General features: G+C 65.6%; 20 protein-coding genes. 11 read left to right on the top strand and 9 right to left on the bottom strand.

Features of this window, described 5'->3' with window-relative positions; all coding sequences use genetic code 11:
• Positions 1–18 precede the first annotated feature (18 nt).
• Both aceK and U5768_RS26995 read right to left on the bottom strand, forming a co-directional pair.
• Positions 19–1,821, bottom strand: coding sequence for a bifunctional isocitrate dehydrogenase kinase/phosphatase (gene aceK, locus U5768_RS27000; RefSeq protein WP_322033435.1), 1,803 nt, complete (start codon positions 1,819–1,821; stop codon positions 19–21).
• Positions 1,822–1,852: 31 nt separating this feature from the next.
• Positions 1,853–2,284, bottom strand: coding sequence for a MerR family DNA-binding transcriptional regulator (locus U5768_RS26995; protein ID WP_322033434.1), 432 nt, complete (start codon positions 2,282–2,284; stop codon positions 1,853–1,855).
• Between the two features lie 147 nt (positions 2,285–2,431).
• Here U5768_RS26995 and U5768_RS26990 point away from each other — a divergent pair, with 147 nt between their 5' ends.
• Positions 2,432–3,502, top strand: a complete 1,071-nt coding sequence (locus U5768_RS26990) for an MBL fold metallo-hydrolase (RefSeq protein ID WP_322033433.1) — start codon at positions 2,432–2,434, stop codon at positions 3,500–3,502.
• An 81-nt stretch (positions 3,503–3,583) separates the two neighbouring features.
• Here U5768_RS26990 and lolA read toward each other — a convergent pair whose 3' ends face one another.
• On the bottom strand, positions 3,584–4,291 hold the full coding sequence (gene lolA, locus U5768_RS26985) for an outer membrane lipoprotein chaperone LolA (protein WP_322033432.1): 708 nt from the start codon (positions 4,289–4,291) through the stop codon (positions 3,584–3,586).
• 66 nt (positions 4,292–4,357) lie between these two features.
• Positions 4,358–6,679 carry a DNA translocase FtsK gene (locus U5768_RS26980; RefSeq protein ID WP_322033431.1) on the bottom strand — a complete coding sequence of 774 codons (2,322 nt, stop codon included), beginning with the start codon at positions 6,677–6,679 and terminating at the stop codon, positions 4,358–4,360.
• A 321-nt stretch (positions 6,680–7,000) separates the two neighbouring features.
• On the opposite strand from U5768_RS26980, the gene trxB reads away from it, so the two are divergent.
• Both trxB and U5768_RS26970 read left to right on the top strand, forming a co-directional pair.
• Complete coding sequence (gene trxB, locus U5768_RS26975) at positions 7,001–7,996, top strand: thioredoxin-disulfide reductase (protein WP_322033430.1); 996 nt, start codon at positions 7,001–7,003, stop codon at positions 7,994–7,996.
• A 36-nt stretch (positions 7,997–8,032) separates the two neighbouring features.
• The gene (locus U5768_RS26970) at positions 8,033–8,809 is read left to right on the top strand and encodes a Smr/MutS family protein (RefSeq protein ID WP_322033429.1); all 777 of its coding nucleotides are present in this window, start codon (positions 8,033–8,035) and stop codon (positions 8,807–8,809) included.
• A 92-nt stretch (positions 8,810–8,901) separates the two neighbouring features.
• Here U5768_RS26970 and U5768_RS26965 read toward each other — a convergent pair whose 3' ends face one another.
• The 4 genes from U5768_RS26965 to U5768_RS26950 form a co-directional block, all read right to left on the bottom strand.
• Positions 8,902–10,020 carry a sn-glycerol-3-phosphate ABC transporter ATP-binding protein UgpC gene (locus tag U5768_RS26965; RefSeq protein WP_322033428.1) on the bottom strand — a complete coding sequence of 373 codons (1,119 nt, stop codon included), beginning with the start codon at positions 10,018–10,020 and terminating at the stop codon, positions 8,902–8,904.
• A 24-nt stretch (positions 10,021–10,044) separates the two neighbouring features.
• A complete protein-coding gene (locus U5768_RS26960) occupies positions 10,045–10,902 on the bottom strand; it encodes a carbohydrate ABC transporter permease (RefSeq protein WP_321913915.1) in 858 nt (285 codons plus the stop codon).
• Positions 10,892–11,833, bottom strand: a complete 942-nt coding sequence (locus U5768_RS26955) for a sugar ABC transporter permease (protein WP_322033427.1) — start codon at positions 11,831–11,833, stop codon at positions 10,892–10,894. Before U5768_RS26955 ends, U5768_RS26960 begins: the two co-directional genes overlap by 11 nt.
• Positions 11,834–11,980: 147 nt before the next feature.
• Entirely contained in the window at positions 11,981–13,228 is a 1,248-nt protein-coding gene (locus tag U5768_RS26950) for an ABC transporter substrate-binding protein (RefSeq protein ID WP_322033426.1), read from the bottom strand.
• Positions 13,229–13,817: 589 nt separating this feature from the next.
• Here U5768_RS26950 and zwf point away from each other — a divergent pair.
• From zwf to U5768_RS26935, 3 genes are all read left to right on the top strand, one after another.
• Positions 13,818–15,287, top strand: coding sequence for a glucose-6-phosphate dehydrogenase (gene zwf, locus U5768_RS26945; protein WP_322033425.1), 1,470 nt, complete (start codon positions 13,818–13,820; stop codon positions 15,285–15,287).
• A 93-nt stretch (positions 15,288–15,380) separates the two neighbouring features.
• Complete coding sequence (pgl, locus tag U5768_RS26940; protein ID WP_322033424.1) at positions 15,381–16,082, top strand: 6-phosphogluconolactonase; 702 nt, start codon at positions 15,381–15,383, stop codon at positions 16,080–16,082.
• Positions 16,063–17,979: a bifunctional transcriptional regulator/glucokinase gene (locus U5768_RS26935; RefSeq protein WP_322033423.1), complete on the top strand. Its 1,917-nt coding sequence runs from the start codon at positions 16,063–16,065 to the stop codon at positions 17,977–17,979. Before pgl ends, U5768_RS26935 begins: the two co-directional genes overlap by 20 nt.
• 81 nt (positions 17,980–18,060) lie before the next feature.
• On the opposite strand, the gene U5768_RS26930 is transcribed toward U5768_RS26935, so the two are convergent.
• A complete protein-coding gene (locus tag U5768_RS26930; RefSeq protein ID WP_322033422.1) occupies positions 18,061–19,293 on the bottom strand; it encodes a Bcr/CflA family multidrug efflux MFS transporter in 1,233 nt (410 codons plus the stop codon).
• 232 nt (positions 19,294–19,525) lie between these two features.
• Here U5768_RS26930 and U5768_RS26925 point away from each other — a divergent pair, with 232 nt between their 5' ends.
• The 5 genes from U5768_RS26925 to U5768_RS26905 all read left to right on the top strand — a co-directional run bounded on the left by U5768_RS26925 (position 19,526) and on the right by U5768_RS26905 (position 25,695).
• Complete coding sequence (locus tag U5768_RS26925; RefSeq protein WP_322033421.1) at positions 19,526–20,068, top strand: hypothetical protein; 543 nt, start codon at positions 19,526–19,528, stop codon at positions 20,066–20,068.
• Positions 20,069–20,273: 205 nt separating this feature from the next.
• On the top strand, positions 20,274–21,599 hold the full coding sequence (gene hemL / locus U5768_RS26920; protein ID WP_322033420.1) for a glutamate-1-semialdehyde 2,1-aminomutase: 1,326 nt from the start codon (positions 20,274–20,276) through the stop codon (positions 21,597–21,599).
• Positions 21,600–21,678: 79 nt separating this feature from the next.
• Positions 21,679–22,797, top strand: a complete 1,119-nt coding sequence (gene ribD, locus U5768_RS26915; protein ID WP_322033419.1) for a bifunctional diaminohydroxyphosphoribosylaminopyrimidine deaminase/5-amino-6-(5-phosphoribosylamino)uracil reductase RibD — start codon at positions 21,679–21,681, stop codon at positions 22,795–22,797.
• A 35-nt stretch (positions 22,798–22,832) separates the two neighbouring features.
• Entirely contained in the window at positions 22,833–23,471 is a 639-nt protein-coding gene (locus U5768_RS26910) for a riboflavin synthase (RefSeq protein ID WP_322033418.1), read from the top strand.
• Between the two features lie 394 nt (positions 23,472–23,865).
• On the top strand, positions 23,866–25,695 hold the full coding sequence (locus tag U5768_RS26905) for an ABC transporter ATP-binding protein (protein ID WP_322033417.1): 1,830 nt from the start codon (positions 23,866–23,868) through the stop codon (positions 25,693–25,695).
• The last annotated feature ends 50 nt before the right edge of the window (positions 25,696–25,745 follow it).

Genomic DNA, 25,745 nt, shown 5'->3' with positions numbered 1-25,745 from the left:
ATCCTGCTTGCCGCGCGCTCAAGCGACGCGCACCGCCGGCGCATCTTCACGCGCGAAACGTTCTGGATAACGCACGCTAAAGCGTATCGATGCGTCGTAGGGAAAGCAGTCCGGCACCTCGCCCGCGATGAGCCTTTCGCGGCTCTGCTGCCAGAGCGCGGGCTCGAAGAAGTCCGCGTGATGCGCGAGAAATGCGCGCTTCACACGCGGATCGCCGAGCAGGAAGACGCCGTACGTCTGCGGAAAAATGTCGCGCGGGCCGACCGCGTACCACGGCTCGCCCGATAGTTCGTCTTCCTCATTACGCGGCGGCGGCACGGCGCGCACGTTGCAATCGGTCAGATATTCGATCTCGTCGTAGTCGTAGAACACCACGCGCCCGTTGCGCGTGACGCCGAAATTCTTGTAGAGCATGTCGCCCGGAAAGATGTTCGCGCGCAACAGGTCCTTGATCGCATTGCCGTATTCGCGAATGCCGTGCTCGACTTCCGCGTCGCTGCCGTTTTGCAGATACAGGTTGAGCGGCACCATGCGCCGCTCGATGTAGACGTGACGGATCACGAGCTTGTCGCCCTCGTACTCGATCATCGAAGGCGCCAGCGTTTCCAGCTCGCGCAGGAGCGCTTCATCGAGCCTCGCGATGGGCAGCGCGACGCTCGAATATTCGAGCGTGTCGGCGAGCCGGCCGAGGCGGTCGTGCCGCTTCACGAGCTGGTACTTCTGCACCACCTGCTCGCGCGTGGTTTCCTTCGGCGCGGGAAAGCTGTCCTTGATGACCTTGAACACGTACGGATAGGAAGGCAGCGTGAACACGATCATCACCATGCCGCGTATGCCGGGCGCGACGGTGAACGAGTCGCTCGAATGCGAGAGATGATGCAGCAAGTCGCGATAGAACAGGTTCTTGCCCTGCTTCTGCAACCCGAGCGACGTGTAGATTTCGCCCTTGGCCTTGCGCGGCATGATGGTGCGCAGAAACTCCACGCAGGCGGACGGCACGCCCATGTCCACCAGAAAATACGAGTGCGAAAAGCTGAACAGGATGAGCAGTTGCTCGGTGCGCAGCAGCACCGTATCGAGCGCGAGCTTGCCGCAATCCACATGACGAATCGGCACGACGAACGGCGCGAGCAGATCGCCGTTGATGATGCGCCCGACGATATACGCGCCCTTGTGCCGGAAGAACAGCGACGAAAGCACGTGAATCTGGAAGTTCGGCTTGGGTTCGACCACGCCGAACGTGTCGAGCATCGTCTGCATGATGCAATCGACGTCGCGCCCGAGATCGTCGAAAGGCGTTTCTAGCTGGAAGTTCGTGACGATGCGCTCGAGCGTGGCCGCGAGGCCGTCCTTGCCGGGATAGTACGCACGATAGGTCGGCTTCGCGGCGGGTTCGTCGTTCTCGATGTATTCGGTCGAGATGGCAGGCCGCACGAAAATGAAATCGTTATTGAAGTACGAGCGGTGCAGGATCTTGCAGCACACGGAGTTGAAGAACGTCTCCGCGCATTCGGGCTGCCGGTGCGTCGTGAGCAGTCCGATGTAATGCAGCTTGATCTGCTGCCAGACTTCGTCGTCGATGCTCTCCGCGCCGTATTCGTCTTCGAGCGCAACCACGCACTCCTTCACGCGATCGTCATAGAAAGCGATGCGCTCGCGCGCGAGCCGTTGCAGCGCGTGCCAGTCGGCGGCTTCGAAGAACGTCCGCGCCCGCACCGCCGCATCGCAAAAGTTGCGGTAGTGACGGTCGAAGCCGTCGAGCATGGTTTGCGCGACATCGAAGCCGATCTGCGACGAGAGCAGTTTAGGGAAGTGTTTCATGGCGGCGATGCCCGTTTCGCGCGCGCGAACGTCAGGTTTTCGCGGGGGCGCCGCTTTCGAGCGCCGCGCTTTCGTGCGCCGCATTCCGGTCGAGCAGCGCGCGCGCCTGGGTCTCGTACTGCGCGAGGTCTTCGAGCGTTGCGTCGAGGTCCGCTCGCTGGCGCTCCAGTATCTCGCGGTGATGCACCACCGTATCGAGAAACGCCTGGAGTTGCGGGAGCGTATCCGTGGGCGACTCGTACAGGTCGAGCAGCGTGCGGATCTCCGAAAGCGTGAAGCCCAGGCGCTTGCCGCGCAGCGTGAGCTTCAGCCGCGTGCGATCGCGCCCCGAAAAGACGCGCTTCAGGCCGCCGGCGCCTTCGCGGCTCGGCGCGAGCAGCCCCTGGTCCTCGTAGAAGCGGATCGCGCGCGGCGTTACGTCGAATTCCCGGGCTAGTTCGGTGATCGTGTACTGGGTCGTCATGATGTGCGGAAGGCGGCTGGCCCGGCTGTAGTCTGCACGACAGCGCGAGGAACGATAGAATCGACGTTTACGTTATCGTCAAGTACGCCGTTGCGCAACCGGCGACGACAATGCACGAGACTCAGGAGTCAGGAGAAGACACCCCCAATGAACGCCCTCGAACACCAGCTCGACTATCCCTACGCCGACACCCTGCCGGAGCCCGGCATCGCTTTCGACGTCGCGCCCGGCGTGAAATGGCTGCGCATGCCGCTGCCGTTCGCGCTCGATCACATCAACCTATGGCTGCTGCGCGATGAGATCGACGGGCAGCAAGGCTGGACCGTGGTGGACTGCGGCATCACCAACGACACCATCAAGGCTCGCTGGGAAGCGGTGTTCGATAGCCAGCTCGAAGGGCTGCCGGTGCTGCGCGTGCTCGTCACGCACTGCCACCCCGACCATATCGGCCTCGCGCACTGGATCTGCGCGGGCGGCGACAAGGCGCGCTGGGACGTGCGCCTGTGGACCACGCTCGGCGAATACATGCAGGCCCGCGTGATGGCGGCCGGCGACGGCTCGAACGCGGGCGGCGAAGGCGCCGCGCGCCATTTCGCGCGTCACGGCCTCACCGACGAAGCCTCGCTCGACAAGCTGCGCAACCGCCGCGGCTATTACGGCAACCTCGTGCCCGCGCTGCCCACGCAATACCGCCGCCTGCGCGAAGCCGATACGGTCGCGATCGGCGGGCGCGACTGGCGCGTCATCACGGGCTACGGCCATTCGCCCGAGCATTGCGCGCTGTTCTGCGAGGAAACCGGCGTGCTGATCTCCGGCGACATGGTGCTGCCGCGCATTTCGACCAACGTCTCCGTGTTCGACATGGAGCCGGAAGGCAACCCGCTGGGTCTCTACCTGGAATCGCTCGGACGCTATGAAACGCTGCCCGGGAACACGCTCGTCCTGCCCTCGCACGGCAAGCCGTTTCGCGGCGTGCGCACACGCATCGCGCAGTTGCGCGAGCACCACGACGCGCGCCTGGCCGAAGTCATGGAAGCATGCGAGCGCGCGCCGCAAAGCGCCGCCGACATCGTGCCGATGATGTTCAAGCGCGAACTCGACATTCACCAGATGACCTTCGCAATGGGCGAGGCGCTCGCGCACCTGAATCTGTTGTGGCTCGCGGGCAAGGTCGGGCGAACGGCCGGCGCGGATGGCGTAATCCGCTTCAAGGTCTGACAAGCATCCGCGCATAGGCAAAAAAACGGGCGGCTCCGCGAGGAACCGCCCGTTTTTACGTGCCGCGCAACTTGAACAGCCCTAGTTCGAACCGCCCGTGATCAGATCGGCGCCCTTCGGCCGCACGAACGTGAAAGTCGAGGCCGGCAGCGACGGGTTTTTCTCGATGTTGGAGAACGTGAGCAGCGTCACGTTGCCGAACACGTCGTGCAGTTCCATCGCCTCGAGATTGCCGTCGCGAAAACCGATGCCCACGCTCTTGAACTGCGTGTCCTTCGACTTCGGAATCAGCTCGAGCCAGTCGATGCCGTTCTTCACGCCCGCGTCGGAGAGCGTGAAGTTCTTGTCGAGATCGTTGCTGCCGAACAGGATCGCCGCCGGGCTCGCGCCGAGCGCGCCGCCAAGCTTGCGCTCCGTTACCTGGTTCAGGTCCTTGTCGTAGACGAAGAGATTGTCGCCGTCCGACTGCAGGAGTTGCTGATACGGCTTCTCGTACGACCAGATGAACTTGCCGGGCCGCGCGAACACGAACGTGCCGCTCGACGTCTTGGCGTTCATCGTGGCCGTGGCGACGGCGTCGCTCGCGTTCTTCGCACCGGACGGCGCCTTCAGTTCGCGCTGCACGAAGCTGCCGCGCGCGGAATGGACCTGCGAAACGAACTGCTTGAGTTGATCGGTGCCGCTCGCAAACGCCTGCGAGGCCATCAGGACCGATGCGCCAACCATGGCGAAAAGCGCGCGGCGCGCGGTGCGCGCAAAGCGGGTCGAAAGTCCAGCCGGATACTGCATCTATCGTTCTCCAAGAGGTGTGTCTTTGGCCGCTGGAATATCGCAAGCGGCGGCCCGTAGCGCGGCCTATTCGGCGTCGCCGCGGCTCGGCACGAGGATTTCGCGGTTGCCGCTCGACGACATCGCCGAAACGAGCCCGGATTGCTCCATCTGTTCGAGCAGCCGCGCCGCGCGGTTGTAGCCGATGCGCAAGTGCCGCTGCACAAGGGAAATCGACGCGCGGCGATTCTTGATGACCACTTCGACGGCCTGATCGTATAGCGGATCGGACTCGTCGCCGGTGCCGCTGGTTCCCGCGGCCGAGCCCTCGTCGCCCTCGCTCCCCACGCCACCTTCGAGAATGCCCTCGATATAGTTCGGCTCGCCCTGCTCCTTGAGCTTCTCGACTACGCGATGCACCTCGTCGTCGGCGACGAACGCGCCGTGCACGCGCACGGGCATGCCCGTGCCCGGCGGCAAATAGAGCATGTCGCCCATGCCGAGCAGCGACTCCGCGCCCATCTGGTCGAGAATCGTGCGCGAGTCGATCTTCGAGGACACCTGGAATGCCATACGCGTGGGCACGTTCGCCTTGATGAGGCCCGTGATGACGTCCACCGAAGGACGCTGCGTGGCGAGAATCAGGTGGATGCCGGCCGCGCGCGCCTTCTGCGCGATACGCGCGATCAGTTCTTCGACCTTCTTGCCGACCACCATCATGAGGTCGGCGAGTTCGTCGATCACGACCACGATATGCGGCAGCTTCTGGCACGGCTCCGGATCGTCCGGCGTGAGGCTGAACGGATTCGGGATCTTCTCCTCGCGCTTGTTCGCCTCTTCGATCTTGTTGTTGTAGCCCGCGAGATTGCGCACGCCCAGCTTGCTCATGAGCTTGTAGCGTCGCTCCATCTCGGCCACGGTCCAGTTCAGCGCGTTGCCGGCCTGGCGCATGTCGGTGACGACGGGGCAAAGCAGATGCGGAATGCCCTCGTAGACGCTCATTTCGAGCATCTTCGGGTCGATGAGGATCATGCGGACCTGCTCGGCGCTCGCCTTGTACAGCAGCGAGAGGATCATCGCGTTGATCCCCACCGACTTGCCCGAGCCGGTCGTGCCGGCCACGAGCAGGTGGGGCATCTTCGCGAGATCGGCGCAAACCGGCTTGCCGCCGATGTCCTTGCCGAGACCCATGGTGAGCGCCGAAGGCGCGTCGGCATAAACGGCCGAGCCGAGGATTTCCGAAAGACGCACGGTCTGGCGGCGCTGGTTCGGCAGTTCCAGCGCCATGAAGTTCTTGCCCGGAATCGTTTCCACCACGCGGATCGAGACGAGCGAGAGCGAACGCGCCAGGTCTTTCGCGAGGTTCACGATCTGGCTGCCCTTCACGCCCGTGGCCGGTTCGATTTCGTAGCGCGTGACGACGGGTCCCGGATACGCGGCCACCACGGCCACGTCCACGCCGAAGTCCTTGAGCTTCTTCTCGATCAGGCGCGAGGTGAATTCGAGCGTGTCGTCGGAAATCGTTTCCTGGGTGGCCGCAGGCGGGTCGAGCAGCGAGATCGCCGGCAACGTGGAATCGCCCGGCAGGTCCTTGAAGAGCGGCACCTGGCGCTCTTTTTCCACGCGCTCGGAGCGCTGCGGCGTGACCACCGGCGGCACGATCGTGACCGGTTCGTGCTCCTCGATCTTCACGCGGCCGCGCTCGACCTTGCCTTCGCGCTTCACGGCAGCCGCTTCGCCCAGTTTACGGTCGCGGCCCGCCTCGCGGCGCAGCCTCGCCATGGTCACCGCATTGATGATGTATTCGCCGACCTTCTCGGCCACCGAAAGCCACGAGAAGCGGAAATAGAGCGAAAGACCGATCGCGAGCGCGACCAGAAGCGCGAGCGTGCCGCCCGTGAAACCGAGCGCGTGCGAAACGCCGCGCGCTACGGCGCCGCCCACCACGCCGCCGGGCGTCTGGGGCAATTGCACCTTGAGCGACCACATGCGCAGCGCCTCGATGCCGCAGCTCGACAGCATGACCACGACGAACGCCAGGGCTTCGGCGACCCAGCTAATGTCGCGCGGCTTGTCGTCGTCATCGTCGGCGATCGCCTCGTGGCGCGTGATGCGCCGGTAGTTCGCCGAAATGAGGCGCGCGAGCAGCACGATCCACCAGTAGGCCGAAAGGCCGAACAGCAGCAGCAGGATGTCCGACACGCGCGCGCCCACGCGCCCCGCCCAGTTCGAGATGTGGTCGACCTGTGCCGCGTGCGTCCAGCTCGGGTCGTGGCGGCTGTAGCTGATGAGCGCCATCAGCAGGAAGACGCCGAGCGCGACCTGCAGGATCCAGCGAATTTCGGTAAAAAGGCGCGACATGCGGTGAGGCAATGCCTGCGCCTGCGCGGAAAAAGGAGCTTTGGCCATTGAATCCTGGGCTGATTCTTGATGCGTTTGCGGTCCGCCAGTCCTTTCGTATGCCCGAAAACCCCGGGCAGACGGGCGCGGCCGCCGTCGTCCGATCCGGCCTATTGTAAACGCGTTGTTTCGGCCCCGGCGGCCCCGCGCTGTAAATGACGGTAACTGACAACGGTGCGGACGGCGGCGTGAGGGCCGTCCGCATCGACGAGCGGCCATTTCCCCCGGCCTTTATAATTGCGGGCTGATGCCCAACTACATGCGTGAGCCCCGCCGAAATGCCGGGCGGCCGATTTCGCGCCACGCAGCGCCTTTCTACGGAATTCGATCATGTCTGCAACCAAACACGCCAAAGTCCTGATTCTCGGTTCCGGCCCCGCCGGCTACACGGCCGCCGTCTATGCGGCGCGCGCGAACCTTTCGCCGCTGCTCGTTACGGGCCTCGCGCAAGGTGGCCAGCTCATGACGACGACCGACGTCGAAAACTGGCCCGCAGACCCGAACGGCGTGCAAGGCCCCGAACTGATGCAGCGTTTTCTCGAACACGCCGAGCGCTTCAACACGGAAATCGTGTTCGATCACATCCATACGGCCAAACTGAACGAAAAGCCCATCCGCCTGATCGGCGACTCGGGCGAATACACGTGCGACTCGCTCATCATCGCGACCGGCGCGTCGGCGCAATACCTCGGCCTGCCGAGCGAAGAACTGTATATGGGCCGCGGCGTCTCGGCATGCGCGACCTGCGACGGCTTCTTCTACCGCAATCAGCACGTCGCCGTGATCGGCGGCGGCAACACGGCCGTTGAAGAGGCGCTGTACCTCTCGGGCATCGCGAAGAAGGTCACGGTCATTCACCGCCGCGACAAGTTCCGCGCCGAGCCGATCCTGATCGACCGCTTGCTGGAAAAGGCCAGGGAAGGCGTGGTCGAAATCAAGTGGGATCATGTGCTCGATGAAGTGAAGGGCAACGAAGGCGGCGTGAACGGCTTGCGCATCAAGAACGTGAAGACGGGCGAGAGCACCGACCTCGATCTGCAGGGTCTGTTCGTGGCGATCGGTCACAAGCCGAACACGGACATTTTCGAAGGCCAGCTCGAGATGAAGAACGGCTACATCATCACGAACGGCGGCCTGAACGGCAACGCCACCGGCACGAGCGTACCGGGCGTGTTCGCGGCCGGCGACGTGCAGGATCACGTCTACCGCCAGGCGATCACGAGCGCGGGGACGGGCTGCATGGCCGCACTCGACGCGCAGCGCTACCTCGAAACGGTCAACGAGCTGGACCAGGCGCACGTGATGAGCGCCGAAGCCGACCGCTAAATCCGGCGAGCGTAGATTTACCAAGCGCCTTTCGCCATGCCCAAGAACGTGCCCCACCCGGGCGAGCCCAGGCGCCCCGCTTCCGCTCGCCCTGCTCCGGCGGCCGCGCCTGCTCCCGCGGCCGACGAAGCCGCGCCCGGCAAGTCGGCCTCCGGCTTCGCCGGTCTCGGCAGCCTGCGCGACGCGCTCAAGGTGCAGACCCGCCAGCGCGAGCGCGAACGCGTGGCCGCTCAAGCGGCGCGCGTCGAGGCCGCCGCCGACAGCGACCTCTTTCGCCGCGAGATCGGCCAGGTCGCGCCGCTCAAGCAGCCAACGCGCGCGCAGCCGCGCCGCGCCGCACCCGTGCCGCTGCCGCTGCAAACCCGGCTCGACGAACAGGCGGTGCTGCACGAAGCGATCTCCGACGAATTCGACCCGGAAGCGCTACTCGATACCGACGATTCGCTGTATTACCACCGCCCCGGCATCAGCGAGGAAGTGGTGAAGAAGCTGCGGCGCGGCACGTGGATCGTGCAGGCGCAACTCGACCTGCACGGCATGCGCCGCGAAGAGGCGCGCGAGGCGCTGCAGAACTTCGTGCGCGAAGCCGGCAAGCGCGGGCTGCGGTGCGTGCGCGTGATCCATGGCAAGGGCCTCGGCTCCATCGGCAAGGAGCCGGTGCTCAAGGGCAAGGTGCGCGCATGGCTCGTGCAGAAGGAAGAAGTGATCGCGTTCTGCCAGGCGCGGCCGCACGACGGCGGCGCGGGCGCGGTGCTCGTCCTGCTGCAGCCGCATCCCGTCGGGCACGGGCAGCATCGTCAGCACGCGCCCTGATCGATCCTGTCGTCGGCGTGCCGATATGAAAAAACCCCGTTGCTGCTCGCGCAGCCAACGGGGTTTTTTATCGCTCCGGACGCGCGGCACGCTTACGCGACGCGCTCTTCCGTCTTCGGGTCGAACAGCACGGCCTTCGACACGTCGAACAGCAGCTCCATGTTGTTCAGCGGCTGCGGATTCGCGCCCGGGTGCACGCGGCTCACGATGCGCTTGCCGTTGACCTGCGCGAACACGAGCGTGTCCGGACCGGTCGGCTCGATCACGTCGACCTTCACCGAATGACGCTGCAGTTCGTGGCCGTGGCCGTCGTGCGAGCTGCGCGCGTCGGTGATGCGCTCCGGGCGCAGGCCCAGCACCACTTGCTGGCCGATATGGCCGCGCACCTTGTTCGCCTCGAACGGCAGGTTGAGCACGTTGCGCGCCACGCCCGTGTCGAGTTCGATGCCGACGCCCGAGCCCTGCTCGACCAGCTTGCCTTCGATGAAGTTCATCGGCGGCGCGCCGATGAAGCCCGCCACGAAGAGGTTCGACGGCGAGTCGTAAATGTCCTGCGGCGCGCCGAATTGCTGCACGATACCGTCCTTCATGACCGCGATGCGGTCGCCGAGCGTCATCGCTTCGATCTGGTCGTGCGTCACGTACACGATGGTCGTGCCCACGCGCTGATGCAGCAGCTTGATTTCCGAACGCATTTCGATACGCAGCTTCGCGTCGAGGTTCGAAAGCGGCTCGTCGAACAGGAACATCACGGGATCGCGCGCGAGTGCACGGCCCATGGCCACGCGCTGGCGCTGGCCGCCCGAAAGCTGGCCCGGCTTGCGGTCGAGCAGATGCTCGATCTGCAGGAGCTTCGACACACGGCCGACGATTTCCGTCTGCTGGTTCTTCGGCACCTTGCGGATGTTCAGGCCGAACGAGATGTTCTCGCGCACCGTCATCGACGGATAAAGCGCGTACGACTGGAACACCATCGCGATATCGCGATCCTTCGGCGAGAGGTTGTTCACCACCTTGCCGTCGATGGCGATCTCGCCCTTGGTCACGGTTTCGAGACCCGCGATCATGTTGAGCAGCGTCGACTTACCGCAGCCCGAGCCGCCGACCAGAATCAGGAACTGGCCGTCTTCGATGTCGATGTTCACGCCCTTGAGGACGGGGACCCCGTTCGGGTAGGTCTTGTAGACGTCGCGAATGGAAAGGCTTGCCATGCCATGAATCCTTAAAAATTGGGTTTAGCCCTTCACCGCGCCCGCCGTGAGACCGCGCACGAAGTAGCGGCCGGCGATGACGTAGACGAGCAGCGTGGGCAGCGCGGCGATGATCGCGCCGGCCATGTCGACGTTGTATTCCTTCACGCCCGTGGACGTGTTCACGAGATTGTTCAGCGCCACCGTGATCGGCATCGAATCGACGCCCGAGAACACGATACCGAACAGGAAGTCATTCCAGATCTGCGTGAATTGCCAGATCAGGCACACCATGAAGATGGGCAGCGAGATCGGCATCATGATGCGCGTGAAGATCATGAAGAAACCGGCGCCGTCGATGCGCGCGGCCTTCACGAGTTCGGCGGGCACGCTCACGTAGAAGTTGCGGAAGAACATCGTGGTGAACGCGATGCCGTACACGACGTGCACGAGCACCAGACCGCCAATCGTGTTCGACAGGCCGAGGAAGCCTTCGAGACGCGCCATCGGCAGCAGGATGGCCTGGAACGGGATGAAGCAGCCCACCAGCAGCATCGTGAAGAGCGCGTCCGCGCCGCGAAAACGCCAGTGCGTGAGCACGTAGCCGTTGAACGCGCCGATGATCGACGAGATCAGCACGGCCGGAATCACCATCTTCACGGAGTTCATGAAGAACGGCTGCATGCCGTCGCAGCGCACGCCGGTGCAGGCCTCGCTCCACGCCTTGATCCACGGCGCGAAGGTCGGGCTCGTCGGCAGCGAGAGCATGGTGCCCGTGTGAATCTGGTCGAGCGACTTGAACGACGTCGACAGCATCACGTACAGCGGGAACAGGAAGTACAGCGCGAACAGGATCAGCGCCGCGTACACGACCACGCGGCTCACAGTCATCTTAGGCTGCATTGCGCGTGCTCCTCGATTCCAGATACATGAGCGGCACGAGTACGGCCACCACCGTCGCGAGCATCATCATCGACGACGCCGCGCCGACGCCGAGCTGCCCGCGGTTGAACGAAAACGTGTACATGAAGATGGCCGGCAGCGACGACGACGTGCCCGGACCGCCCGCGGTCAGCGCGACGACGAGGTCGAACGTCTTGATCGTGATGTGGCACAGGATCAGCAGCACGGAGAAAAACACGGGACGCATGCTCGGAATCACGATCTTGCGATAGATCGTGGGCAGCGTCGCGCCGTCCACCTGTGCCGCCTTGAAGATTTCGCTATCGACACCGCGCAGGCCGGCGAGGAACAGCGCCATGCAAAAGCCCGTGGACTGCCATACGGCGGCGACCACGATACAGAAGATGGCGCGGTCCGGATTGTTCAGCCAGTCGAGCTGGAAGCTCGTCCAGCCGAGGCTGTGCATCACCTGCTGGATGCCGAGATCCGGATTGAAGATCCACTGCCACGCCGTGCCCGTCACGATGTACGAAAGCGCCATCGGATAGAGGAACACCGCGCGCAGCGCGCCTTCCTGACGAATCTGCTGGTCGAGCAGGATCGCGAGAAACAGCCCGAGCGCCACGCAAATCGCGATGAACGGAATGCCGAACCAGCCGAGGTTCTGCGCCGACGTCCACCAGACGTCGTTGGAGAACAGCTCGCGATAGCGGTCGAGACCCGCGAATTCATAGCGCGGCATCAGTCGCGATGTCGACAGCGACAAATAGCCGGTAACAAGAATGAAGCCGTAGACGAAAAAGAGGCTGATCAGAATGCTGGGCGAAAGCACCAGCTTCGGGATCCAGCGGTCTGCGAGCGCCGCCATGGGCGACGCGCGGCGGGTAGCAGGCGTGGCCGCCTTGCCGTTGCCGCTAAGAGAAGCAGTCACTGCGCAACTCCTGGTACGGTGCGAAAACCGCTTTCGCACGATGATGGGGTTCAGAAGGTGAACCGTCATGCCCGGGGTGCGCCACGTGTGGCGCACCCCGTCTTACAGCACTAACTTACGTCGATCACTTTACGTCGATCCCTTCGCTCACTTCGTCTTCGCAGCCTTCGCGAGCGCTTCCACCGCGCTCTTCGAATCCTGGTTCGAGTTCATGAACTTCGTCACGACGTCGGTGATCGCACCGGCCGCTGCGTCCGGCTGAGCCATGCCGTGCGCGAGCGACGGCACATAGCCGCCGGCCTTGATGGCCGTCTGCTCATCCGCGTACGACTTCTTGGCGCAGTCGTCGAACTTGCTCATGTCCACGCCCAGACGCACCGGGATCGAGCCCTTGTACAGGCTGAACTGCTCCTGGAACGCCGGCGACATGATCGTCTTCGCGAGCGCGAGCTGACCCGGCGTTGCCGCCTTCTGGCCCTTCTGCTGGAAGAACACGAACGAGTCGACGTTGAAAGTGTAGGCCTTCGCGGTGCCCGGCACTGCGGCGCAGACGTAGTCCGTGCCCGGCTGCTTGTTCGCGTTCGCGAACTCGCCCTTCGCCCAGTCGCCCATGAACTGCATGCCGGCCTTGCCGTTGATGACCATGGCCGTGGCGAGGTTCCAGTCGCGGCCCGTGCGGCCGTTATCCATGTACGACTCGATCTTGCGGACCGTGTCGAACACGCCGACCATCTGCTGCGACGTCAGGGTCTTCTGGTCGAGGTCGACGAGCGCCTTCTTGTAGAAGTCCGCGCCCTGCGAGAGGACCACGTCTTCCCACAGCGTCAGGTCTTGCCACGGCTGACCGCCGGCTGCGACCGGCTGGATGCCGGCGGCCTTGAACTTGTCGGCCAGCGCGAAGAATTCCGGCCACGTGGTCGGCGCCTTGCCGCCCACCTTGTCGAGCGCTGCCTTGTTGATCCACACCCAGTTCACGCGGTGCACCGAGAACGGCGCGGCGACGTAGTGACCGTCTGCGTGGATGATCTTGTCGATTTGCGGCGGGAGGTTGGCCTTCCAGTCGCCGGCGACGGAGTCGATCGGCACCAGCACGCCCTGCTCGGCCCATTCCTGAATCAGCGGACCCTTGATCTGTGCGGCCGACGGCGCATTACCCGAGATCACCTGGGTCTTCAGTGCGGTCATGGCCGCCGCGCCCGCGCCACCGGCGACCGCGAAGTCCTTCCACACATAACCCTGCTTCGTCATGTCGTCCTTGAGCACGCCGACGGCCTTCGACTCGCCGCCCGAGGTCCACCAGTGCAGCACTTCGAGAGACTCGGCCGCTTGCGCCGTGGCGACGCCGCCCAACAGACCTGCTGCGCACAGGGCGCCCATGATCGCGCGGAATTTCATTGCTTATCTCCTCCAGACACCTGAACAAAAAACGATTGGCCCCTGATCGCCAGGGTGCGGTGGTTGGTCAAACAGGCAAAACAGGCAAAACACTGGACGGACGGGCGCCGGAGTGCCGCGCGCGCGTGCTTTTCATTAGATGCGCGCGGGCCGCGTGCCGGTTACCGGCCGCAGGACGCTCAAGAGATGAGTGGTTCGGAATTCAACTTGACTGTCTCCTCTTTTGATTTTCACCGGCCACCTGGCCGGCCGAGGCGCCGCTTGCGTCAAACGCGGCCTTGAAGCCCTCGCACGCAGGGGAACCGGGCGCACGGCTCACTGGCAAGCCGGGCTGAGTCCCGCGTTGTTCTCCGTTAACATGAAGGGCATTCCGTCCGCTCGCGAAACCGCGCAAACCGCCTTGCTGGCTGCGTTTCACGCTTTTTTCATCGAATGAACGTTACCTCTTGATTTGGATTGTAGTTAAACTACAATTCAGTGTCAAAAAAAATTTTATCGGACTACGGCCGCCCGATCGCCCCCATCGCGCTCACAATCGAAGGGCGCCCGATGTACCCGGCAGCGGCCTCCAGGACTCTGACTGAGACTCATGCAAACCCAGATCGATTCAGGTTTCACGTTCGTGCTCTTCGGCGCCACCGGCGACCTGTCGATGCGCAAGATTCTCCCGGCCCTGTATGAGGCTCACCGTTCGGGCATGCTCGCGGAGTCCGGCAAGATCGTGGGCGTCGCGCGCCACGAAGAGGATCGCGACGCGTACATCCAGTGGGTCGACGAGCACGTCAAGCCGCATGTGACGAAAAACGGCGGTTTCGACGACAACGCGTGGGCCGGCTTTCTGGAGCGCATCGTCTACGTGAAGCTCGACCTCTCGCGCGCCGAAGACTTCACGCACCTGCGCGACGGCATCGCGTCGCTGCCCGGCATTCGCGTGTTCTATCTGGCCACGGGCCCGTCGCTCTTCGTGCCGATCTGCCGCGCGCTCGCCGCCGTCGGCCTGAACGAGAATTCGCGCATCGTGCTGGAAAAGCCGCTCGGTTACGACCTCAAGTCGTCGAACGCGATCAACGACGCCGTGGGCGAGATCTTCGCCGAAGGCCAGATCTACCGGATCGACCACTACCTCGGCAAGGAGCCGGTGCAGAACCTGCTCGCGCTGCGTTTCGGCAACGCGCTCTTCGAGCCGCTGTGGCGCCGCGAATGGGTCGAGAGCATCCAGATCACGATTGCCGAAGAACTGGGCGTGGAAGCGCGCGGCGACTTTTATGACAACACCGGCGCGTTGCGCGACATGGTGCAAAATCACCTGTTGCAGTTGCTCTCGATCGTCGCCATGGAGCCGCCGCATTCGATGGATTCGGATTCGGTGCGCGACGAAAAGCTTCGCGTGCTGCGCGCCCTCAAGCCGGTCAATCCGCTCGACATCAGCAAGGTCGCGGTGCGCGGCCAGTATCACGCGGGCGTGATCCGCGGCCAGGCGGTGCCGGGCTACGCGACCGAGCATGGCGTGAAGCCCGAGAGCCATACCGAGACCTTCGTCGCGCTGAAGGTCGAGATCGAGAACTGGCGCTGGGCGGGCGTGCCCTTCTTCCTGCGCACCGGCAAGCGCCTTGCCGACCGCGTGGCCGAGATCGTCGTGAACTTCCGCCCCGTGCCGCATTCGGCGCTCGGCGCGCCGGCGCTGCGCCCGGGCGCGAACCGGCTCGTGATCCGGCTGCAGCCGAACGAGAACATCCGCCTCTACTGCCTCGCGAAGCAGCCCGGCGAAGGCATGAATCTCGCGAGCGTGCATCTGGATCTCGCGTTCGACCAGTTTTTCCGCGAAGGCCAGATGGAGGCGTACCAGCGCCTGCTGCTCGACGTGATCAACGGGCGTCTCGCGCTCTTCGTGCGCCGCGACGAGCAGGAGGCGGCGTGGACGTGGGTCGAGCCGATCCTGAACGAGTGGGCGGCTTCGCCGCGCGCGCCGAAGCCGTACGCGGCGGGCACGTGGGGACCGGCCGCGGCGAGCGCGATGCTCGCGCAGCACGGCACCTGCTGGCTCGAAGAAGAAAACTGATGGCATTGCATGGCTTCGCGCAGCACGAGCGCGCAGCCGGACCGGATAGATGAACGACCCCGTAGACCTACAAAAAAGCAGCATGGAGGAGAAGTGATCGAGCTTCACGTATTCGACGACCCGCGTGTCCAATCCGACGCGCTGGCGCGAGCCGTGGGCGACGCGCTACATGCGTCGCTCGCCGCTCAGCAAGCGGCGCCCGGTACTGCCGCGCGCCGTGCAACGCTTGCCGTCTCCGGCGGCACGAGTCCGCGCCCATTCCTCGAGGCCTTGTCCACCCATCGTTTCGACTGGGCGCACATCGACGTCACGCTCGTCGACGACCGCTGGGTGCCCGACACCGATTCCGCGAGCAACGCGCGTCTCGCGCGCGAAACGCTGCTCACGCACGAAGCGGCTCACGCGCATTTCCTGCCGCTCGTCGACGTGACGCAGGATCTCGACGCGCACGTCGCCGCGCTCAACGCCGACCCGGCCCGCAAGCTGCCGAACGTCGCCGTGCTCGGCATGGGCGAAGACGGCCACACGGCCTCGATTTTCGCCGACGCCCCCGAGTGGCGCGAAGCGATCACCACGGCGCGCCCGTTCGTCGCCGTGCACCCGCAGGCGGCGCCCCACGCGCGCGTTTCGTGGTCGATGCAGGCGCTGCGCCAGGTGGACCGGCTGTTCCTGCTGATCGCGGGACAGCGCAAGCTCGAAGTGCTGCAACAGGCCGCAGCGGCCGAACAAAACAACGCCATCTCGAAGCTGGCGAACGACAAGGGAGTGAGACTCGATGTCTACTGGTGCGCCTAATAAAAACGCCCCTGGCGCAGGCCAGCACGCCGACGGTCCGAGGCTGCTCGCCGACATCGGCGGAACCAACGCGCGCTTCGCGCTGGAAACGGGTCCGGGCGAGATCGGCCAGGTGCGCGTGTATCCATGCGCGCAGTATCCGGGCGTCGCGGAAGTGATTCAGCAATACCTGAAGGACAACAAGATCGGCCGCGTGAATCATGCGGCCATCGCCATTGCGAATCCGGTCGACGGCGACCAGGTGCGCATGACCAATCACGACTGGACCTTCTCGATCGAAGCGACGCGCCGCGCGCTCGGCTTCGACACGCTGCTGGTCGTCAACGATTTCACCGCGCTCGCCATGGCGCTGCCCGGCCTGACCGACTCGCAGCGCGTGCAGGTGGGCGGCGGCCAGCGCCGCCAGAACAGCGTGATCGGCCTGCTCGGGCCGGGCACCGGTCTCGGCGTTTCGGGCCTCATTCCCGCCGACGACCGCTGGATCGCGCTCGGCAGCGAAGGCGGCCATGCGAGCTTCTCGCCGCAGGACGAGCGCGAGGACATCGTGCTGCAGTTCGCGCGCAAGAAGTGGCCGCATGTGTCGTTCGAGCGCGTGTGCGCGGGGCCGGGCCTCGAACTCATCTATCGCGCGCTCGCGGCGCGCGACAAGAAGAAGCTGGCCGCCGATCTCGGCACGGCCGAAGTCGTGCAGCGCGCGCACGACGGCGAGGCGCTCGCGGTCGAAACCGTCGAATGCTTCTGCGGCATTCTCGGCAGCTTCGCGGGCAACATCGCGATGACGCTCGGTTCGCTCGGCGGCATCTATATCGGCGGCGGCGTGGTGCCGCGTCTGGGCGATCTGTTCACGCGCTCGTCGTTTCGCCAGCGCTTCGAGGCAAAGGGCCGTTTCGACGCCTATCTCGCGAACGTGCCCACCTATGTGATTACGGCGGAATATCCGGCGTTTCTCGGCGTCTCGGCCATTCTCGCGGAACAGCTTTCGAATCGCGCGGGCGGCGGATCGTCGGCCGTGTTCGAACGCATCCGCCAGATGCGCGACGCGCTCACGCCCGCCGAGCGCCGCGTGGCCGACCTCGCGCTCAACCACCCGCGCTCGATCATCAACGACCCGATCGTGGATATCGCGCGCAAGGCCGACGTTAGCCAGCCCACGGTCATCCGCTTTTGCCGCTCGCTCGGCTGCCAGGGTCTCTCGGACTTCAAGCTCAAGCTCGCCACGGGCTTGACGGGCACGATTCCGGTGAGCCACAGCCAGGTGCATCTGGGCGACACGGCCACCGACTTCGGCGCGAAGGTGCTCGACAACACCGTTTCGGCCATCCTGCAGTTGCGCGAGCATCTGAACTTCGAGCAGGTCGAGAATGCGATCACGCTGCTCAACGGCGCGCGCCGCATCGAGTTCTATGGCCTCGGCAACTCGCACATCGTCGCGCAGGACGCGCACTACAAGTTCTTCCGCTTCGGCATCCCGACCATCGCCTATGGCGACCTGTACATGCAGGCCGCGTCCGCCGCGCTGCTCGGCAAGGGCGACGTGATCGTGGCCGTCTCGAAGTCGGGCCGCGCGCCGGAACTGCTGCGCGTGCTCGATGTGGCGATGCAGGCGGGCGCGAAGGTGATCGCGATCACGTCGAGCAACACGCCGCTCGCCAAGCGCGCGACCGTGGCGCTCGAAACCGATCACATCGAGATGCGCGAGTCGCAGCTTTCGATGATCTCGCGCATCCTGCATCTGCTGATGATCGACATCCTCGCGGTGGGCGTCGCGATCCGCCGCGCGTCGCCCGATGCGGATCTCGGCAACGCCGTCGAAAAAGCGCGCGAGCATGCCGACGACGACGCATCCGCCGTGCTCGACTGGCTGAGCCACGGCGCGTCGCCTACGGCGCGCGAGTGAGGCAGGCTCGTTCGTCCGCTCATCCGAACGAAAAAAATGGGACGCCTCGGCGTCCCATTTTCGTCTGGCGCTGCGCCGCGCTCACAGCGCGGCCGTTCGCACCGCATCGGGCGCCGGCGTGCCGTGCCACTTCACGACGAGCGCGCGCCCGACCCACGTCAGCAGGCCGCACACGCCGATCGTCACGCCCATGCCGAACGGCGAGATGCCCGGGAACCAGCCCACCACGGCGCTCGCGAGCGCGCCGAGGCCAAGCTGCGTCGCGCCGAATACGGCCGCCGCCGCGCCCGCGTTCTTCGGATAGCGGTACATGAGATCGGTCGCGCAGTTCGCGCCGAGCAGCCCCACCACGCTCACCACGAAGAACAGGCCGAACACGATCGACCACAGTCCGCCCCAGCCCGTCACGCACATGAGCGCCACGAAAAGCGACGCGACGATGCTCACGCCCGAGGCGATCGACACCATGCGCAGCGTGCCGAGCCGCCCGATGAAGCGCGTATTGAGAAAGTTGCCGAGCATGATGCCGAACACGTTCGCGCCGAAGAAAAACCCGTAGTGCTGCGGCGAAACATGGAAGTACTCGATATAGACGAACGGCGTAGCCGAGATATAGGTGAACATCGCGGCGAACGCCATGCCGCCGCAGAGCATGTGCCCCCACACGAGCGGATCGCGCAGCAAACGCCCATACGCCGCGAACGAGCGCAGCACGGCGGCGCTTTCGCGCTTTTCCGGCGGCCAGGTTTCGGGCACGCGCAGGTAGGCGGCCACGGCGCACGCGAGGCCGAACAGCGTGAGCACGACGAACACCACGCGCCAGCCGCCGATCAGCAGCAACTGTCCGCCGATGAGCGGCGCGAGCAGCGGCCCGATCGCCGTGACGATGGCGACCATCGAGAGGACCTTGGCGGCGTCGGAAGGCTCGTGAGCGTCGCGCGCGATAGCTCGCGAAAGCACCGAGGCCGCGCCCGCGCCGAGCGCCTGCAGAAAGCGCACGATCACGAGTTCGCCCACCGAGAACGAGAGCCAGCACGCAATGCTGGCGAGCGTGAAGAGCGCGATGCCGCCGAGCAGCACGGGGCGGCGGCCATAGGCGTCGGAAACCGGACCGTAGAGCAGCATGCCGATCGAGAATCCGGCCATGAAGCTCGTGAGCGTCGAGGCCGCGGCGGCGGCGCTCACGCCGAACGATTGGGCGATGGCGGGCAGACTCGGCAGATACATGTCGGTGGCGAGCGGGCCACAGGCGGCAAGTGCGCCCAGCAACAGGATCAGCCGGCCATCGGGCCGGCGGCGCGGGGAATGGGACATGGTGTGTTTGGCGGCGGAACGCGCGGGTTACGCGCGGTCTCGATGTCGTGGGCCGATTCAGGCGTCGCCACAAAAGCGGACAAAAGCCGGCAAGAACAGCGACGCGGTGCCGCCGGATTGTAACCTGACGCCCCTTTTTCGACCTTCGCCGCCCTCCGCCGCTTCACATGCGGCGCCGCGGCGGCTTTGCGCTAAGCTGCCCGCTTTGCGCCCAACCTGCCACGTCGCTGACATGACTGCCTTTCTGCTCATCTGGAGCCCCAAGAAGTGGCCCTGGCCCGAACTGCCCGACTTCGCGCGCCGCGTGCGCGCCGGGGAAACCGTCACCGACGCCTGGGGCTGCGGCTTCGCGCGCGGCATCCTGCCCGGCGACCGGGTGTTCCTGCATCGCGTCGCCGCCGAGCCGCGCGGGCTCTTCGGCTCCGGCTACGTCACGCGCGCGCCCTACGAGGTGCCGGACAGCGCGTACAAGCGCGGCTACCGGCTGTGCATCGACTTCGTCTACGACTGGCTCGTCGACGCCAGCGAGGAAGTGGTCATCGCGCGCGACGCGTTGCGCGCGCACCCGTTTTCGGTCCAGACGTGGGACGCACAAAGTTCGGGCACCGTCATCAAGCCCGTTGCCGAAGGTGCGCTGGAAAAACGCTGGGCCGGGTTGACCGGGCGGCGGCCTATGCCCATGGCGGCGCTCGCGGCCATGCAGGCGCTGCACGATGCGCGCGACACGGCGCCGCACTCCGCCGCGCCGGCGCGCAAACGCAGGACGTCAACTTAAGCAGCGGACTCGGGCACCAAACGCGCTGAATCCGGCCGCGCGGCGAACGCCCGGGCCAACCCGGGGCGCCGGCCCGATCCGCGCGACTCCGGTACAATTTCGGGAGATGAGCCCCATCGCCCGCGCCCTTGCGGCGCCGCCCGGGTCCGTACGCCGGCCACGTCCTTCAGCGCCGCGCCATACCACTTTCGCAGGTCCAGCACTCATGTCCAGCACCCAGTCCAGCATGCAGAACCGCAACGAAGCCCTGTTCGAACGCGCCCAGCGCACCATCCCGGGCGGTGTGAATTCGCCCGTGCGCGCGTTCCGCTCGGTCGGCGGCACGCCGCGCTTCATCGAGCGCGCGCAGGGTCCGTACTTCTGGGACGCCGAAGGCAAGCGCTACATCGACTACATCGGCTCGTGGGGCCCGATGATCGTCGGCCACGTGCATCCCGAAGTGCTCGAGGCGGTGCAGCGCGTGCTCGCCAACGGCTTCTCGTTTGGCGCGCCCACCGAGGCCGAGATCGAGATCGCCGAGGAAATCTGCAAGATCGTGCCGTCGATGGAACAGGTGCGCATGGTGTCGAGCGGCACCGAGGCGACCATGAGCGCGCTGCGTCTCGCGCGCGGTTTCACGAAGCGCGAGCGCATCGTGAAGTTCGAAGGCTGCTACCACGGCCACGCCGACAGCCTGCTCGTGAAGGCCGGCTCGGGTCTGCTCACGTTCGGCAACCCGACGTCGGCGGGCGTGCCCGTGGATGTCGCGAAGCACACCACGGTGCTCGAATACAACAACGTCGCGGCGCTCGAAGAAGCGTTCAAGGCGTTCGGCGACGAAGTCGCCGCCGTGATCGTCGAACCGGTCGCGGGCAACATGAACCTCGTGAAAGCCACGCCCGAATTCATCGGCGCATTGCGCAGCCTTACGGCAAAGCACGGCAGCGTACTGATTTTCGACGAAGTGATGTGCGGCTTCCGCGTCGGCCTGCGCGGCGCCCAGGCGCTCTACGGCGTCGAGGCGGACCTCGTGTGCCTCGGCAAGGTGATCGGCGGCGGCATGCCCGCGGCGGCGTTCGGCGGCCGTCGCGAAATCATGGACCACCTCGCGCCCAACGGCACGGTGTACCAGGCGGGCACGCTCTCGGGCAACCCGATCGCGGTCGCGGCGGGCCTGAAAACGCTGCAGCTCATCCAGGCGCCCGGCTTCTACGAGCAGCTCACCGCGAAGACCGAACGGCTCGCGAAGGGACTAACGGCCGCTGCGCGCGAAACGAACGTGCCGTTCGTCGCGGATTCGGTGGGCGGCATGTTCGGCCTCTATTTCGCAGACAAGGTGCCGGGCAGCTTCGCCGAAGTCACGAAGAGCGACATCGCGCGCTTTAACCGCTTCTTCCACCGCATGCTGGACGCAGGCGTCTACTTCGCGCCGTCGGCCTACGAGGCGGGCTTTGTATCGAGCGCCCACGACGACGCGATCCTCGACGAGACTATCGCCGCGGCACGCAGCGCGTTCGCCGCGCAAGCCGCGGCTGAAAACGTGACGCAGTAAAAGCCTCAATGCCTTGACAGCCGGCGCGGCGCACGCCACGCCCGCCCCACCTGACCGCCGCCCGAGAGAACGCCCCACGATGTTTTCGCAATCCGATTTCGTCCACATGGAGCGCGCGCTCGCGCTCGCGCAGCGCGGCCTGTACACGACCGACCCGAACCCCCGCGTGGGCTGCGTGCTGGTGAAGGACGGCGTGGTGATCGGCGAGGGCTTCACGCAGCCGGCCGGCCAGGATCATGCCGAAATCCAGGCGATGAAGGACGCCCGCGCGCGCGGCCACGACCTGCGCGGCGCGACCGCGTATGTGACGCTCGAGCCGTGCAGCCACTTTGGCCGCACGCCGCCCTGTGCGAACGCGCTGATCGAAGCGAAGGTCGCGCGCGTGATCGCGGCGATGGAAGACCCGAACCCGCTCGTCTCGGGGCGCGGCCTGTCGATCCTGCGCGACGCCGGTATAGACGTGCGCTGCGGGTTGCTCGCCAACGAAGCGCGCGAACTGAACATCGGCTTCGTTTCGCGCATGACGCGCAAGCGTCCGTGGGTGCGCATGAAGGTGGCGGCCTCGCTCGATGGCCGCACTGGCCTGCCCTCGGGCGAAAGCCAATGGATCACTGGCGAAGCCGCGCGCGCTGACGGCCACGCCTGGCGCGCGCGCGCCTCGGCCATTCTCACGGGCATCGGCACGGTGAAGGAAGACGATCCGCGCATGACCGTGCGCGCCGTCGACACGCCGCGCCAGCCCAAACGCGTGCTGATCGACAGCCGGCTCGACGCCTCGCCGCTCGCGCAGATCTTCGTGGGCGCGCCGACACTCGTGTTCTGCGCCGCGCTCGACGCGAGCAACGAAGAACGCGCCGAAGCACTGCGCGCGCGCGGCGCCGAAATCGTCGCGCTCGGCAACGACCATGGCAAGGTCGATCTGCCGGCCATGCTCGCGGAACTCGCGGCGCGTGGCGTGAACGAACTGCATGTGGAGGCCGGCTACAAGCTCAACGGCTCGCTCCTGCGCGAGGGCTGCGTGGACGAACTGCTCGTGTACGTGGCGCCTTCGCTGCTCGGCACCAACTCGCTCGGCATGATCGACATCGCCGCGCCCGCGACGCTCGACGAGCGCACGCGGCTCGCCTTTCATTCCGTGGATCGCCTCGGCAGCGACCTGCGCATTCTTGCGCGCGTCGTCACGACGCAAGACGCCTGACCCTCACTGATGCACTGAACACAAGGAACAGCACGATGTTTACCGGAATCGTCGCGGCAGTGGGCCGCATCGAATCGATCAAGCCGCTCGGCGCGTCAGCCGACGCCGGCGTGCGCCTGACCGTCAACGCGGGCAGCCTCGGCCTCGACGACGTGCAGCTCGGCGACAGCATCGCGATCCAGGGCGCGTGCATGACCGTCATCGAGCAATCGGCAACGACGTTCGACGTCGATGTTTCGCGCGAAAGCCTGAACCGCACCGTGGGCCTCTCGGCAACAGGCGAAGTGAATCTGGAAAAGGCGCTGCGCGCGAACGACCGCCTCGGCGGCCACATCGTCTCGGGTCACGTGGACGGCCTCGGCACCGTCACGCGCTTCGCGGCCGTGGGCGAGTCGCACGAACTGCGCATTCTCGCGCCGGCGGACATCGGCCGCTATCTCGCCTACAAGGGTTCGATCACGGTGAACGGCGTGAGCCTCACGGTCAACTCGGTCGAAGATCGCGCGGACGGCTGCGAATTCTCGATCAACCTGATTCCCCACACGGTGGAGGTCACGACGCTCAAGCATCTTCAGGCAGGCACGAAGGTGAATCTCGAGATCGATCTGATCGCGCGCTATGTCGAGCGGATGCTCTCGGCCGATAAGGCAGCCGGTTTGCCCGCACAGGACTAAAAGTTCCGGCGCCGCCCCGCACGCGCGCAAGCACGCGCGCGCGGGCGCTGATAGAATCTAGCCTTCCCTTACGCGCTCGCCGCCCGGCGCGCCGCGTTCCCATCACCCGAATCGAGCAAGGAGGCCCAGTTGGCAACGATTGAAACGAGCGCCGCCATGCCGATGTTCCGGGTGATCTTGCCAGTTGCGCCCCGGCGCGCAACCTTCCCGCGTTCAGCGCAGCCATAGCGCCTGCCCGCGCGGCATGTTTTCGAGCGCCGCGCCGTATTTTCAGGAATTCGAGGTCAGGCCGTCCGGCAACGTATGCCAGGGCGTGCGAATCCCGTTTTCCGTCCTAACGCGTCACGCTTCCTTCAGGAGAGTCTTCGGGCGTCGTGTCCGGAGCACGCTGTCCATGACAGACCTAAATAACAAACCCGATTCGGGCGGACAAACGTTCCGCAAGGTCCTCGGCTTCACCTTCCGGCATTGGGTTCGCCAGCCCGTGCGAGTGAGCGCCGTGGCGCTCGCCTCGCTCCTCGGCGCGCTCGCGGACGTGCTCACGCCGCACTACGCCGGCCAGCTAGTCGACGCCCTCACCCACGACGGCGCGGCCAGCAGCGCCACCGCATGGCATGCGGCGGTCGTCGCGTTCTGGGCGCTCACGGCGCTCGGTCTGGCCGGCACGATCATGCGCCAGGCGGCGTACCGCAACATCATCACGCTGACGCTGCGCATGATGAGCGAGATCGCCACGCAGGCATTTCACCGCGTGCAGCGCTTCTCGACGGACTGGCACGCGAACAGCTTCGCGGGCTCCACGGTGCGCAAGGTCACGCGCGGCATGTGGGCGCTCGACCTGCTCAACGACACGCTGCTCGTCGCCCTCTTCCCGTCGCTTGTCATGCTGGTCGGCTCGACCATTCTGCTCGCGGTGCAGTGGCACGTGATGGGCCTCGTGGTCGGTCTCGGCTCGGCGGTGTATCTGGCGATTACGGTCTCGCTATCGCTCTTTTACGTCGCGCCCTCGGCCCGGCTCGCGAACCAGTGGGATACGAAAATGGGCGGCGCGCTCGCCGACGCCATTTCGTGCAACGCCGTCGTCAAGGCCTTCGGCGCGGAAACGCGCGAGGAAGCGCGGCTCGCGCGCGTTGTCACGAAGTGGAGCAGCCGCACGCGGCGCACGTGGCAGCGCGGCACGTTCAACGGCGGCGTGCAGGGCGCGCTGCTCGTGGGCATGCAGGCGGCCATTCTCGGTGCGGCGCTGCTGCTTTGGGCACGCGGTCTGGCAAGCGTGGGCGACATCACGTTCGCGCTCACGCTGTTCTTCCTGCTCAAGGGTTATCTGCGCGACGTGGGCATGCACGTGCGCAACCTGCAGCGTTCCGTCAACGACATGGAGGAGCTTGTCGCGCTCGACGCGGCGCCGCTCGGCATCGAGGATCAGCGTGATGCGCCGCCCATCGTGATCGACCAGGGTGACATCCGCTTCGAAAACATGACGTTCCGCTATGGCGCAAATGACAGGGCGCTCTACGAGAACCTCACGCTGCGCATCGCGCCGGGCGAGCGCGTGGGCCTCGTCGGCCACTCAGGGTCCGGCAAGACCACGCTGATCAAGCTGATCCAGCGCCTTTACGACGTTTCCGGCGGGCGCGTCACGATCGACGGCCAGGACATTGCGCGCGTGCAGCAGGCGTCGCTGCGCTCGCAGATCGCCATCGTGCAGCAGGAGCCGGTGCTGTTCCACCGCTCGCTCGCCGAGAACATCGCTTACGCGCGGCCCGGCGCCACGCACGCCGAGATCGAGCGCGCGGCGAAGCTGGCGAGCGCCCACGAATTCATCATGGCGCTCCCGCACGGCTACGACACGCTCGTGGGCGAGCGCGGCGTGAAGCTCTCCGGCGGCGAGCGCCAGCGTGTGGCGATTGCGCGCGCGTTCCTCGCGAATGCGCCGATCCTGATCTTCGACGAAGCGACCTCGAGTCTCGACAGCGAAAGCGAAGTGCTGATCCAGCAAGCGATGGAGCGGCTCATGGAGGGCCGCACGACCGTCGTTGTCGCGCACCGGCTTTCGACCGTGCGCGCGCTCGACCGGCTGCTGGTGCTCGAACGCGGACGCGTAGCGGAGGAAGGCACGCACGACGCGCTCGTGCGCCGCGAAAACGGCCTGTACCGGCGCCTGTTCGAGCGCCAGGCGCTGGAACTGACGAAGGGACTCGCCGACGACGTGATCCTGCGCTGACGCCTGGCACCTTCGGCCACATTTGTGCATCCTGGCGCGCGCCGCCGCAT

This window comes from Paraburkholderia sp. J76 (assembly GCF_905220295.1).
In the GTDB taxonomy this organism is placed as follows: Bacteria; Pseudomonadota; Gammaproteobacteria; order Burkholderiales; family Burkholderiaceae; genus Paraburkholderia.
The sequence above is the reverse complement of the archived record's forward strand: the minus strand, read 5'-3'. Positions and strand labels throughout refer to the sequence as shown.

Excerpts from the sequence above, each read along its gene's own strand:
- aceK (WP_322033435.1), bottom strand. The coding sequence starts at position 1,821 with ATGAAACACTTCCCTAAACTGCTCTCGTCGCAGATCGGCTTCGATGTC.
- U5768_RS26995 (WP_322033434.1), bottom strand. The coding sequence starts at position 2,284 with ATGACGACCCAGTACACGATCACCGAACTAGCCCGGGAATTCGACGTA.
- U5768_RS26990 (WP_322033433.1), top strand. The coding sequence starts at position 2,432 with ATGAACGCCCTCGAACACCAGCTCGACTATCCCTACGCCGACACCCTG.
- lolA (WP_322033432.1), bottom strand. The coding sequence starts at position 4,291 with ATGCAGTATCCGGCTGGACTTTCGACCCGCTTTGCGCGCACCGCGCGC.
- U5768_RS26980 (WP_322033431.1), bottom strand. The coding sequence starts at position 6,679 with ATGGCCAAAGCTCCTTTTTCCGCGCAGGCGCAGGCATTGCCTCACCGC.
- trxB (WP_322033430.1), top strand. The coding sequence starts at position 7,001 with ATGTCTGCAACCAAACACGCCAAAGTCCTGATTCTCGGTTCCGGCCCC.
- U5768_RS26970 (WP_322033429.1), top strand. The coding sequence starts at position 8,033 with ATGCCCAAGAACGTGCCCCACCCGGGCGAGCCCAGGCGCCCCGCTTCC.
- U5768_RS26965 (WP_322033428.1), bottom strand. The coding sequence starts at position 10,020 with ATGGCAAGCCTTTCCATTCGCGACGTCTACAAGACCTACCCGAACGGG.
- U5768_RS26960 (WP_321913915.1), bottom strand. The coding sequence starts at position 10,902 with ATGCAGCCTAAGATGACTGTGAGCCGCGTGGTCGTGTACGCGGCGCTG.
- U5768_RS26950 (WP_322033426.1), bottom strand. The coding sequence starts at position 13,228 with ATGAAATTCCGCGCGATCATGGGCGCCCTGTGCGCAGCAGGTCTGTTG.
- zwf (WP_322033425.1), top strand. The coding sequence starts at position 13,818 with ATGCAAACCCAGATCGATTCAGGTTTCACGTTCGTGCTCTTCGGCGCC.
- U5768_RS26935 (WP_322033423.1), top strand. The coding sequence starts at position 16,063 with ATGTCTACTGGTGCGCCTAATAAAAACGCCCCTGGCGCAGGCCAGCAC.
- U5768_RS26930 (WP_322033422.1), bottom strand. The coding sequence starts at position 19,293 with ATGTCCCATTCCCCGCGCCGCCGGCCCGATGGCCGGCTGATCCTGTTG.
- U5768_RS26925 (WP_322033421.1), top strand. The coding sequence starts at position 19,526 with ATGACTGCCTTTCTGCTCATCTGGAGCCCCAAGAAGTGGCCCTGGCCC.
- hemL (WP_322033420.1), top strand. The coding sequence starts at position 20,274 with ATGTCCAGCACCCAGTCCAGCATGCAGAACCGCAACGAAGCCCTGTTC.
- ribD (WP_322033419.1), top strand. The coding sequence starts at position 21,679 with ATGTTTTCGCAATCCGATTTCGTCCACATGGAGCGCGCGCTCGCGCTC.
- U5768_RS26910 (WP_322033418.1), top strand. The coding sequence starts at position 22,833 with ATGTTTACCGGAATCGTCGCGGCAGTGGGCCGCATCGAATCGATCAAG.
- U5768_RS26905 (WP_322033417.1), top strand. The coding sequence starts at position 23,866 with ATGACAGACCTAAATAACAAACCCGATTCGGGCGGACAAACGTTCCGC.